At 54.1% G+C, this 12,232-nt stretch carries 12 protein-coding genes; all 12 read right to left on the bottom strand.

The genetic code is table 11. From position 1 onward, the window contains the following. Positions 1-66: 66 nt before the first annotated feature. The 12 genes from HMPREF2952_RS00645 to HMPREF2952_RS00590 all read right to left on the bottom strand — a co-directional run bounded on the left by HMPREF2952_RS00645 (position 67) and on the right by HMPREF2952_RS00590 (position 12,232). On the bottom strand, positions 67-4,122 hold the full coding sequence (locus HMPREF2952_RS00645) for a phage tail tape measure protein (RefSeq protein ID WP_070646321.1): 4,056 nt from the start codon (positions 4,120-4,122) through the stop codon (positions 67-69). 109 nt (positions 4,123-4,231) lie between these two features. Then, positions 4,232-4,990, bottom strand: a complete 759-nt coding sequence (locus tag HMPREF2952_RS00640; protein WP_070646318.1) for a phage tail tube protein — start codon at positions 4,988-4,990, stop codon at positions 4,232-4,234. A 12-nt stretch (positions 4,991-5,002) separates the two neighbouring features. Continuing rightward, on the bottom strand, positions 5,003-5,467 hold the full coding sequence (locus HMPREF2952_RS00635) for a phage tail terminator protein (protein WP_070646315.1): 465 nt from the start codon (positions 5,465-5,467) through the stop codon (positions 5,003-5,005). A gap of 1 nt (position 5,468) precedes the next feature. Further along, a complete protein-coding gene (locus tag HMPREF2952_RS00630; RefSeq protein ID WP_070646313.1) occupies positions 5,469-5,900 on the bottom strand; it encodes a phage virion morphogenesis protein in 432 nt (143 codons plus the stop codon). A gap of 3 nt (positions 5,901-5,903) precedes the next feature. Then, on the bottom strand, positions 5,904-6,314 hold the full coding sequence (locus HMPREF2952_RS00625) for a phage protein Gp36 family protein (RefSeq protein WP_070646310.1): 411 nt from the start codon (positions 6,312-6,314) through the stop codon (positions 5,904-5,906). 58 nt (positions 6,315-6,372) lie between these two features. Continuing rightward, complete coding sequence (locus HMPREF2952_RS00620) at positions 6,373-7,362, bottom strand: major capsid protein (RefSeq protein WP_070695166.1); 990 nt, start codon at positions 7,360-7,362, stop codon at positions 6,373-6,375. Positions 7,363-7,384: 22 nt separating this feature from the next. Continuing rightward, complete coding sequence (locus tag HMPREF2952_RS00615; RefSeq protein WP_070646308.1) at positions 7,385-7,720, bottom strand: oxaloacetate decarboxylase alpha chain; 336 nt, start codon at positions 7,718-7,720, stop codon at positions 7,385-7,387. Beyond that, entirely contained in the window at positions 7,713-8,663 is a 951-nt protein-coding gene (locus tag HMPREF2952_RS00610) for a hypothetical protein (protein ID WP_070646305.1), read from the bottom strand. Before HMPREF2952_RS00610 ends, HMPREF2952_RS00615 begins: the two co-directional genes overlap by 8 nt. Before the next feature lie 290 nt (positions 8,664-8,953). Then, entirely contained in the window at positions 8,954-9,253 is a 300-nt protein-coding gene (locus HMPREF2952_RS00605; protein WP_070646302.1) for a glycine cleavage system H protein, read from the bottom strand. A 3-nt stretch (positions 9,254-9,256) separates the two neighbouring features. After that, positions 9,257-10,552 carry a phage minor head protein gene (locus tag HMPREF2952_RS00600; RefSeq protein WP_070646299.1) on the bottom strand — a complete coding sequence of 432 codons (1,296 nt, stop codon included), beginning with the start codon at positions 10,550-10,552 and terminating at the stop codon, positions 9,257-9,259. Then, complete coding sequence (locus HMPREF2952_RS00595; protein ID WP_070646296.1) at positions 10,539-11,984, bottom strand: phage portal protein family protein; 1,446 nt, start codon at positions 11,982-11,984, stop codon at positions 10,539-10,541. Before HMPREF2952_RS00595 ends, HMPREF2952_RS00600 begins: the two co-directional genes overlap by 14 nt. A gap of 50 nt (positions 11,985-12,034) precedes the next feature. Next, positions 12,035-12,232, bottom strand: a complete 198-nt coding sequence (locus HMPREF2952_RS00590) for a hypothetical protein (RefSeq protein WP_063076052.1) — start codon at positions 12,230-12,232, stop codon at positions 12,035-12,037.

Here is a 12,232-nt window from a genome sequence, read left to right as displayed (position 1 = left end):
TAAAACAAAAGCCCCGAAAATCGGGGCTTGGCATGGTTGCAGTCAGATGGTTGCAGGCCGTCTGAATTATGTCGTGCGCTTTAATGAAGCTTGTAAACTATTCATAAAACCGTTAACAGCTTTCTCAGCAACCGCTTGGTCGCGCTGCGCCAAAATTTGGTTAAGCTTTTCCGGGTCGATATTAACCTGCGGATTGCCGATTTGTTGCAACCGCTGGGCGGCATTACTGTTACCATACGAACCTTGGTTGCGGACTTGCTCTTGCGCGGCAGATTCGGCGCGCTTGCTGCGCTGCCTGTTGTAAATCTGTTGCTGCAAATCGATTTGACGCTGATATTCGCGCGCAACGTCGGTTTGTTTGAGGCGGTTGGCATTGTCGAGTTTTTGTTGCAGCTCACGGATTTTTCTTTCTTGCTGCAAAGAATAAACCGCTTCCGTATTACCATTAAGCTCGGCAAGCTCGGCCTCAAGCGCGCGGGTTGCATCATGTGCTTCTTGACGCAGGGCATTCAGCCGGCGTTGGGCATCGGATATCGCATTGCGGAATTTTGTCAGCTCAGTATTCCCCAATTTATCGGCAGCACGAGATGCCGCGCTGGCCGCATCGTTCAAGATATCCTGTGTCACTGCGCCTTGAGCAGCAGCATTGGTCAGCCTTTGCATCGCGGTATTCGCGTTGTAAATCTGTTGCGTGTACTCTTTCATCTGAGCAGCGCGGAATGTGGCCTCCATGCCCAACTTAATCCCGGAAAACTGTCGGTTCATCAAATCTAGCTGCTCATTATTGAGCTTGTAAAAGCCTGCCGTTTGCGTCAGACGGTAGCCGTAATCACTAAACGATTTAGACGCATTTGCTGCCGCTTTGGCTGCATTGTCTGCCTCTGCTGCCGCCTCTTTGTTGGCTGTCGCCACTTTTCTGACCGATTGGGCATGGTTTTCCGCCGCTTGCGAGCCTTTTTCATGCGCGGCTTTCGCGGCTTCGCCTGTTTTAGCGGCAGTATCATTTAACCCTTGATAGGCGGTTTTGGCTTTTTCCGCACCGCCCGAAGCCGCGTCGCCCAACCGGGCAAGCTGTTCCTGCGTCAACAGTGCCGCGTCTCCGCTGGCTTTGAGCTGGTGTTGAAACTCGGCAAATTCCTCCTTGCTTTTAAGTTTGCCCATCATGGCCTCAAAGGCTGCCTGTATTAGCTTGGCATCTTTTTGACCGGCGGCCGCCGCTTCTGTCGAGGCTGTCTGAAAATCAGCGAATGCCTGCCGCGCGTCGCTGCTGATACCTGTCATCACGGCCTTGCTGTCCACGCCGATTTTGGCGAAGGCGTCGGCAACCTTGTCCGTCGACTCCCTTGCCGTATCTCCGATTTTCTTAATTTCCTCGGCCGTCAGCCCGGATTGTTTGCCTACCTTTTCCAATTCGGCCAAAAGAGCATCGGTTGATTCTTTACTGTCCATCTGCTTGAGCGCGGCCTGAAACACCCGGCCCATCTGCTCGGCATCATTACCAAACTGAGAGGCGACACGCGAAAAATTGGCAATACCTTCCGCCGCCTTTTTGCTCATGCCGGTGGTTACCTCTTCCGCCGTCAAACCCAAAGCCTCAAGGGCTTTTTGTGCTGCGGCAAGCTCGCCTGTATCTGCGCTGATTTTGACGTTTTTCTTATCAAGTTCGGCTTTCAGTTCGGCGGTTTTGGTACGCACGTTTTCCAGCTTGATTGCCAGCTCACTGTAAAAGTCGCTGGTTTCTCGACCGTCTGCACGCAAGGCGGCCATACTGTGTTCCAACGCTGACAACTCTGTTGCAGACGCACGATATTCGGCTTGCAGGGCTTTGACGGCGGCTGCCTCTTCTTCGGCAGCTTTTTTCTTGGCGACGGCGGCTTTTTCGGCAGCTTCCTGGGCTTTTTTATCCGCTATCTCCAACTCGCGCTTAATTTGGGCTTCGGTTTTGAAAAACTCGTGATACTTGTCGAGACCGCCGGTGGTAAACAGACTATCCAAAATGGCAGGAATACGGGCGAGGTTATCGCCGAAAATTTTTGCTAAATCCGTGTTTTCGCGCAGCCAGCCGCCCACACCACGGCCGACCTCAAAAGCCGCAAAAAGTAATCCGGCATTGGATGCCGCCGTCTTGAGATTTTGAGCCAATGCTCCCGCAGCAGCCGCGCCATTACCGAAACCGTTACCGGCAGCAGCGGATTTGAGCGCAATGCCCAGCTCTCGTGCAGCGACAGTGGTCGACAGGATAGATGCTTTGGTTGCTTCAATTCCGACACGCTGGGTCGCAAATGATGCTGATACCGCACCACCAGTCAGGCGGACAGCCGCCTCATAAGCCTTGACGGCAACTGCGCCTGCTGCAAACAGCGTGGCAAGTTGCGTCAAAACCGGAAACTCTTCGGTAATCGCTCCGATTGCGCTTGCCACACTGCCGGCCGTACTCGCCAATAGAGACACCAAAGGCAGCAGCTTTTCGCCGACCTCGATGGCAACGTTGATGATTTCCTGCTTGGCTTTGTTGATTTGCGCCTCGCTGGTGGACATGGCGTTTGCCACCTCTTTTTGCATCGCGCCGACGACTTGTCCCTTGTCAGCGACCAAACCCAAAGCCTTTTCGTATTCGCCCAGTGAGCCGACCAAGAGGGCAATGTCGTCGCTGTATTCCGTGCCGAAGAGTTGCGAGAGCATTAGGGCGCGGCTTTGTTTGTCCAAGCCTTCGAGTTTGTGCAAGAAGTCCGTTAAAGCCTGCTGCGGATTGGCGGCGATATTGGCTGCCATCTCGTCGGCAGACGTACCGATACCTTCCAAGGCTGCCTGAAAGCCCTTGCCCTGGCTTTGCGCGGTTTGCAGTTTTTGCAGCATGGCATTGATGGCGGTCGCCGCTACTTCGGGCGGTTTGCCCAAGGCGATAAAGGCGTCGGCAAGCGCGGCAGCTTCGTCGGCGGCCAGTCCGAACTGCTTGGCCGTACCGCCGATACGCGCCATCGCCGCAACAATGTCTTTTTCACGGGCGGCGGTATTGTTGCCCAAAACGTTGATGGCATCACCGAGCTTCTCGACTTCTCCAATCGGGAGCTGGAACACGTTGGCAATCGTCGCGGCGGCATTGCCTGCCTCTTCAGCAGTCATGCCAAAGGCAACCGACATCTTAGACGCGATGGCGGTAAATTCCGACAACTTCTCAATCGGGATGCCGAGCTGTCCGCCGGCAGCGGCAAGATCCGCCATTTCGGCGGCGGAAATGCCCAATTCCGCACTCATTTTTTTCAGCTCGTCTGAAAGTTTGGCGTACTGCTCGTCCGTACCTTCGGCGACTTTTTTCACGCCCGCCATCGCAGTCTCAAACTTCATCGCCTCTTTGGCGGCAAACGCCAAGCCGCCTGCCTTACCGACCAAACCTTGAACTTCAGAGGCAATTTCGGAAATAGACGGCTTCACGCCTTTCAGGCTGGCTTCAAGTTCGCGCACCTTGCCTTCCTGCAACTGCGCCGCCCGGGCTAATTCTTCATGCGAGAGCGTGCCGCTGTTTTTAAGCAATTCGTAGGCGTCTTTGGTCTTTTGGATTTCCTGCCGTGCCTTGTCGTCGGTATCGATGCCGAGCTGGATTTTTGCATCAGCAATGGCTTTTAGGGTTTGCGCTTCGGCGGTCAGGCGGTCGAGCTGCGCTGTTGCGGCGGCGGATTCGGACGACAGGCGCGCCTCTTCGGCGGCAAGATTTTTGACGGACACGCCCGACACCGACATCGCATCGCGGGCGGCATACAGCTTGCCTGTCAGCTCGGTTTCGCTTTTTGCCAGGCGTTCGGATTCGGCACGCAGTTTCGCCAAATCGGCCTGCTGTTGCTGCGTACCGCCGCCGCGCATGGATTTCTCCAACGTCGCGGTCAGCTCGTCCAGCGCGCGCATTTCTTTGGCGGTATTGTCCAATTCCGCCGACAACGCCTTATATTCTGCAATTGCCGCCTGTTGCGCTTGTGCTTTGGCCAGCGTTGCGCCCAGCTCTTTCGCTTCGGTGGTCAGCTTGCCCGTATCGATGCCCGCTGCCTCGATGGACTGCGCCAGCGCGTCGATGTTTTCAACGCCGGACACGCCCGCCTTAATCTCTAAACCTGCCTGAATATTCGCCATGATTTAATCCTGTTTTAAAACCCGTTTAAAAAAGGCCGTCTGGAACCTGCCGCCGCTGCGCCTACACGCAGAAGCCAGTTTCAGACGGCCTTTGTTTATTACCGAATCTTTAGTTGTTGTACGACGTGAAGGAATAGGTCGAAGTTTCGCCCGAAGCCAACACCGCCGTGCCTTTGAATTCCGCCGTATTAAAGTCGTCGCCGAACCAGTCGATACTGCCGTCCGCCGCCAGTACGGCATGGGGGATATGCAGGATGCCGGTCTCGCCGGTAACGCGGTTGCGGCCGTCGACGTAGATTTCCAAATCCAAGCGGGACAAGGTGGCTGCGGACACTTTATAGCCGCCGGAATCGCGGGTTTTGTAGTCGACGGTGATGTTTTCGCCGTCGTTGACGGTATCGGCGGCCGGCAGGATGGTAATCATGCCCAAGGTGGCATTAATATCCAAATGCTTGGCATCAACATTTGCGTTTGACTTGTTTTTGACTTTGACGGTAGCCGGGTCGATGTTGCCGTTTGCCAGTTTGTACGCCATGCCTTTTTTGCCGATGGTCACGGTCTCGCCGGTAACGGTCTCCGCCGTAGCCGCGATGACGGCGGCTTCGCCCATCAGGGCAAGCGCGAGGTTGTCTTTGTCGAAGGTGTCGAGTTTCAGGCCGATTTCGGTGGGCTTGACGGTTTTCAGGCTGTCGAGTGCGCTGCCGTAAGTGCCTTTTTGCTTGGACACGCGCTCTTTGGTTTCCACGCTGGTTTGCGTGGTCAGGGCGGTGGTGTTGCCGATTTCGATAAAGCCCGAGCCTTTTTGATTGAGGTTGCGCACCTTGACGTCGCCCTCAAAAATTAAGCCGTGGTCGTTTTGTTTTGCCATGTGGCAGCTCCTTTAGTTTGCCGCCTGCACGGTGTCGCAGGCGAATGAAATGGGGTAAAAAGCAAAGCCGTCGTTGTATTCGATGGATGGCGAGGCGATGCGGCGGAAAGGGGTAACGGCATATTCGTCGCCCGCGTCCCAGCCAGAAAACGCCTGTTGGATTGCCGTCAGGGTCTCGCCGACCTCGTACAGCGTGGATTTGCCGTTGGCGGTGTAGCTTCGCGCGAGGACGAAGGTAAAGTGCAGCGTCGATTTGAGGAATTTGCCGTTTTTCGCTTCGTCGGCAAAGGTTGAGCCGCCGTAAACGACATAGACCGCGCCGTCCAGCGGGGCGGCTTTGCGCTTCGCCGCGCCTTGGGCGAGCAGCTCGGCAAGTTCGCCAATCTCCTTGACCGCCTTAATGCCTTTGACGGTTTTCAGACGGCCTAGGATTTCGGGATAGACCGCCAATAAGTTTTCATGCTGTTTTAAAGCCATATCAGACAATCAATCCTTCCAGCCAATCGGACATTAAATCGTCAATGTCCTGATAATCTTGCGAAGACAAGCCCAAAAACGGGCGGGCAGGCATGGTTTTCGTGCCTTCCTGCACATAAACCGAGTAGCCCATTACCGAGCCGGTAATCACGCTTTTTGCCGATGCCTCGTGCGTAATGCTTGCCAAGAGGTTGCCGTAGTCCACCAAAATCCCGCCGCGTCCGTTTTTGGCTTCTGCCGTAGCGGGGCTGACATCCTGCCAGCGTTTGCCGTCAGGCGCGGTTTTGGTTTCGGCGATACGGCGGCGGGTCGAAGATTCGAGGATGCCGCCGATAGCGCGCAAAGGCTCTTCAAGGCTGCCGTTCAACCTGCCCGACAGGCGGTTCAGGCTTTGGGCGATACGCGACAAGTCGTGCGATACCGTAATCCGCATTGCCTACTCCTTCAGCCATTCCCGCAAATCGGGTTCGGCATTCACATAAACGGCACACGTTGACGGTCTGCGGTCATCCGATACTCGGCTTTCGTCCAGCATATTCGGATTTTTGACGACCATCTTCAGCCAAGCGATTGCCGACTGATAACGCTCTTCGACAATACCTGTTACCGCATCGTCGTAGAGGTAGTAGCGGGCGATGTCGCAGACTTTGATTTTCAAAACCTGCGGCGCGGTGTCGTTGGTAAAAAACAGTTTCGCCGCCCGAAGGTAGCTTGCCGCTTCTTCTTCCGCGTCGGCAATTGCCGCCACCATCACCGCTTCGTCTATGGTTTCGTAGTTCTCATGATTCGACCGCTCCGCCATTTCCTGCTCACCGAAGCGGGTAATCATGTCTTGGATGGTAATCATGCCGTCCTCCGTTTTCAGACGGCCTTTAAAACTGCCTTAAAGGCCGTCTGAAATCCGTTTAAGACATAGTCAGCGTTGCCAACAACTCGGGGCGCAGCGCAATCGGCAATGGATTGGATTGCATATGCAGGCTCCAGCCTTTGTCATGCTGCAACTTCTCGCGGCTGGCGTAATACGGCAGGGCGCGGGTGTTGACGGTCGCGTTCATGTCGGCAGGCGCGAAATACTCTTTGTAGAGATTGCGGCCAACCGGCAGCAGAATGGCTTTGTCCGCACCGATGTCGGCGTCGCTGCCGAAATGGTTGGCATACTCGATAAAGCGGATGCCTTTGTGGACAAACTCGGTCGGATTGAGCGTATCGCCTTCGCGGTAGGCGCGTGCTTCGTCAAAGCGTTTGTACACTTCGAAGATAGACTTATGCTCTTTGAGTGCACTCAAAAACTCCATGCCGCAATAGACAACCCAGCCGCGCACTTGCGCACCGTTGAATTTTTGGCGTTGTTCGGACAAGAGCTTGTCCAATACCGCGCCGACTTTGGTCGTATCTTTCGACAATTCGATGTCTTGTGTTTTGCGCTGCACTTTGAAATCGGTATTGATGTCCAAAATCACGCTGCCGTCCGCATCCAAAATCTTGCCTTGCAACGCGCCGAGCATCAGGTGCTCACGGGTGTATTCAAGGTCGGATTTGCCGCCGGCCAGCTTTTCGTTGACCTTGTCCATGACGGTCGCGGCTTGGGTTGTGCCGAAAGCACGCAGGTTCTGCACGTCGTCCGCGCGGATGACGTCATGAATCGGCAGGTGTGGGATTTTGACGGGACGCACGGTGCGTTTCGGACTTTCGACCGCCTGGCCGGCCGTACCGCGCTCTTTGCTGGCTACCAAGTGGACTTTGCCGTCTTGGAACTCAATGTCGGCGTAGGTGGTGGTCAGATATTCGGGTTCGAAAATACCCAATTCGCGGATTTGGCTTGCGCCCGGGTCGATTTTGTTGACGGCGGTGGTCAAAGCCTGCACGCCAAATTTGCTGTTGTCAGATAAAGGCATATTTTTTCCTTATTTCAAATAATTAAGCATCAGATGCGCCGAATTTCTGCAGGTTGACGTAAACAATCCCATACGCGTCACCTTCTTTTTCCATAACCGCGGCGGACTGAAATGCAGCTTTAGCTTGGATAAAAATATCCTTACACTCAATGATGCAATTGAGCGGCTGAACAATAACTTTCCCATCAGCTTCATCTGTTAAAGCAACAAGTTTTTTATTGCGTAGCGGATACGTCACAAAACTACCCGCTTTAGTACCGGCATCGGCAGCAACAGCCACACGCGTCAACGGCGTCGCTTCGTATTTCAAAAAGTCGGAAATAGCAGGGCCTAAGATTTCGGTTTTGACTTTAGACATAAGAACCTCCCAATAAGCCTTTGTGGCTGGCGACGGAGAATTTGCCCTCCGCCTCGCCGGTGTGTTCGGATTCGCCTTTGCCTGCGCCTTCGCTCAACAGTGCGGGTGGTACGGCAGACTGGGTGGCTTTCGGCTTTAGATCGGCAATCATGGCTTCTGCCGCTTCGATGTCGGCAGACAAAAGCACGGTCATGGTTGCGTCGGACAAGCCTTCAAACTTGCCGTTTTCGCCTTCCTTAAAGCCGGCGGCGGACAATTTCGCCTTGACTTGGTTTTTCTTGGCAGCCGCTTCGGCTTCTTTTAGCTTTTTCTCGGCTTCGGCTTTTTCAGCCTTGAGCGTATCGACTTCCGCTTTCAGGTCGTCAAACGCTTGCTTTTCTTCGGGTGTCATAGATAACTCCAAAGGTTGTTTAAAAATATCCGGCAATGGACTGCCGTCCGACAACACCACCGCCTCCGTCTCGCCGTCCACGCCGACGGCGGTAAACGACACCTCGCGTATCGCACAACGGCGCAGGATGACGGCCGGCCCGGTTACCTCGTTGCCGTTGACGGACAATACTGCGCCCGCCGCCAGCTCCTCGTAGGATTCCGCCTGCGCGTAAACCGACATTTCCCAAGGGAAACCTTGGTCGGCTGCTTCGGCGATCTGCGTGCCAAACTCGTTGGACAACAGACTGCCTTCCGCAATCAGGCCGTCCGCCGTTACCGACAGGCTGCACACGCCCGCCATCTTGACGGGAGAATGCTCCAACAGGACGGGGACGGACGCTTTGTGTGACAGCTGGGCCAAATCGACGACTGTCTGATAATCGCCGTAGCCGAAGGGCTTGCCCGAATTGGCAATGCCTTTAAAAGTACGCACCTTGTCGGCACCGGTCGCCAGGGCAACCGGCAGCGCGGCGGACAATTTGATTTTGAGGGGGGTGTTGTTCGTATCCATTGCTCCATTTTGCCTTGCCAAGTTCAAAAAGACGGACGGCAGGATTTCACTTCCCAATCCAAATGCAAAAGCCGCCTAAAACCCGAATATCAGGTTTCAGACGGCCTTTGAAAATCCTCATGCGTAAAATATGAAAATACCCACTTTAAAACCGCTTTAGAATCGTGTCAGATTGCATTTAAACTCTCGGATATATCTTTGCCTATCCTGACCGATAAAACGCGCTTAAACGCGAAATTTGGGCGGTTATGAAAAAAGGTCGTCTGAAACGGTTTCAGACGACCTTCGGGTTATACAGGTTTAAATCTCGGATCAGCTTCAAGCGCGGCTTTCAATTCGGACTTGTACGGCTTAATCCACTCGGACTTTTCTGCTGCCTCAAGTATCCATCCGCGCACACGGGCGAATGCCGCAGCGGACAAATCCGCAATCGAAAATACGCAGCCCGAAAACTCGCCCTGCATTTGGTCGGCTGCTTCCTTGTCGATTTCGGCAAGACGCGGGTACAGATAGTCCAACAATTCGGACGGGGCGGTTTTCCCGCCTAAAAATACTTTTACTTCGCGGCTGACATACAGTTCAGACGGCATGACTTACTCCGATATTTTTACCAATAAGCGGACTTTATCCCGCTGTTCTTTCGGCAATGATAACACATACTGCAACAATTTATGCCGGTTTGCCGCATTCAGATGGCGTAAATCAAGCGGGACAATATCGGCTTTGTTGAAATGCTCTTGAATATTGTCAACCTTCCCTTTCCATGCGTCGGCGGTGTGCGCAAAATAACGGTTCATCAATTCCGCACGTTCGGGATTTTCGGTAAACATAAAATCCAGTTTTACCCATTTCTCACGGGGCAGGTCGTCTGAAACAATCAGATAATCGGCTTGTCCTTTGCCTTTTTCTACCGCCAAATCGAACACTTCCAGCCTGTCGCCCGTTTCAGCCTGCCACGCTGCCGCAGCTCTCGCTTCGTGGTCTTTGGTATTGTTGGCAGACTGCTCTTTTGTCAGCCTACGCACTTCTTTTTCCGACACCTTGTCTGACAAAGCCAACACCGCCACTTTATCAGACGGCACGCTATACCGCTTGTCCAGCCACGCCTCACGCTCGGCAATCATGGCGGCCAGAGCCTCTTCGCCGTTTTTCTCGCCAAACAGCGCGTCCATCGCGCCCAATCGGTCGCCGTGGTTGTGCGCGAAGCTCGGCGTGATGTCGTCGGGTATCAATACCGTTTTGCCTGTGCGCGGATTGGTAAACTCAACCATATCCACATCAGGCTCGCCGCTGATACCCTCGCGCTCCGCCTGCCGACGGGTCAGTGAGGACACCGAACATTTACAACCGTAGCCGTTGGGTGGGAAGATAACCTTCCAAATATCGTGGTCAACCGGCAGGACTAAGCCGTAGTAGCGTTTATGGCTGTCGCGCGGATGCCCGGCGGCGGAATGGTTGTAGCGCAAATACGGCAGGGCTTTTTTATTTGCCTGAATCCGCTGCCACTGCCCCGCTGCAAAGGCGGTTTGCATATTGGTATTAAAGATGGTTTTCAGACGACGTGTGCTGCCGAGCTGTACCAATTTCGGCTCGCCGTCCAGCGGGTCGGTCATCACTTGCTCGCCCCACCAGCCTTTCGCCATCAAATACGGTTTTAAACGCTTTTTAAAATCGGCGAATGCCGTACCGTTTTTCTGCGCGGATTCGACGGCGTCTTTGACCTCCGCAAGCATATCCGCGTCCATCATCTTGGCGACGGTAAAGGCAAGGCTGTGCTGATACAGCCAAACGTCGTAATGCGAAAACCCGGGCAGGATTTTCTTAGCCTTGAAATGCTCGAAAGCGGCTTTATCGACCAGCCCCGTGAAGTTGTATTCAATCCCGTCCATCGCCCGCTCCGTCAGCCCAAGCCGAAAGGCCGTCTGAAACCAAACGCTGGATCAAGAGATTGTCGCCCTTGCTCAAATCAAGTTCGGACAGCTTTGCCTCAAATTCCGCGTAGTCTTTGCAGCTTTCCAATAAACCCAACACTGCTTCCATTTTCGGGCGGGTGATTGCCTGCTCCGCCGTATCGGGCGCATTATGGGCAAGAGCGTCAGACAAGCGCAGGCTGAATTTGGCGGGCGCAGGGTTTTCAGACGACGCTTTCGGGTCGCGCAGCTCGAAATGTTCCGGCTCAAAGCCCAAGATGTCGCGGTAGTAGGTTTCGGTCAACACGAGCTGCCCCGTATCCATATACATCTTGTCGCGTTCGGCGCGGGTTTTATCGACCTTGATTTCGTCTTCAAACTCAAACCATACGCCTTTGGGCGCATTAATCGGCTTGCCGTAGGCATTGTTAACCATCACGAGCGCGTCGATAAAGTGCTGTGCAGCGCGGGAGAACAGAGCGAGATACGCGCCGATACGCTCGTCGCGATTGTTTTCTTCGGTCTCTTGGCTCGCGCGGCTGGCGGTCTCAAGGTCGCTGGTTTTAACTTTGCCTAACAGCGTTTTTTGGATACGCGCATTGGCAAGGTTTTCCAGTCGGCGGAATGCCTGACCGTCCGCGCTGTTTTGCAGCATCATCACATCGTCTTCGCGTTCGATACTCAATGCGCCGCCGCTCACAAAACGGTAAAAACGGCTCATGAAACTGTCGTGGTCGTCGTTGCTGTTGGCTTGGATTTTGGCAATCAGATAAGGCTGGGCGTAGCGCGTGATGAATTGTGCCGCATAAATAAAGCCTTTTTTACGCAACGCAACCGGCGCATAAAGCCGCGCCGCCGCCATTTCGCCCGCAGGATTGGTTGAAGTGGCGCGGTGGGTAATAAAGAGATACAGCACGTCCGTATTGCAGGCTTCCTCGCCGCCGGTGCCGCGATACACCAGCGAGCCGTCGCGGTAGGGAACGTATTTCGCCAATTCGCCGCTTTTGTTGCTGATATGCTTAATCGTCAAAAAGCCGTCGGGTTCGGGCTGATAAACGTACCGACCGACACCATAGCCGCCCAAACGCGCCGTCAACACGATTTCGGCAAGTGCGGGCAGATGGCGTTTCAGCGTTTTCCACAAGCGGTCTTTGTCATCGTCATTCAAGTCCTCGCCATAAATGCGCCACGCCTTGTTCTGCATGGCGGAATGCAAATCCTCCAAACAGGCAGCCACCTCGTCATCGCTTACCACCGCGTCCAATGCCTGCTGTCTGTCCACGCCGAGACGCGAAAGCAGCGCGTCCGTGCCCTCCATATTGGAAAACAGGCTTTCCAGCGCATCTTCGGTCGCGCTCGTCAATGTCTTGATGGCGGTTTTTCGCGTTGCGCTTTTAATCAATCCGAACATATTTTCTTACTCCAAAGGTCGTCTGAAACCGTTTTCAGACGACCTTAAAATCAATACTCTTCGCCACGGGCCGCCAAAAAACCTTCAATTCCAGCGACAATAAAATGTAGATTTAATAGCCGCCCAGCCTTATAGCAGGAGACAACCTCTTGCAGATGTGCAATCGCTTTATCCAAACCACGCTCGAGGTACTCAACATCCTCTGTCAGCTCTTTTTCACGAGCGGTTATACGTTTTCCATCACACAT

Origin of the sequence: Neisseria sp. HMSC068C12, from assembly GCF_001814095.1 — a bacterium.
GTDB classification, from domain to species: Bacteria; Pseudomonadota; Gammaproteobacteria; order Burkholderiales; family Neisseriaceae; genus Neisseria; species Neisseria perflava.
This window is presented reverse-complemented; position numbering and strand designations above follow the sequence as displayed.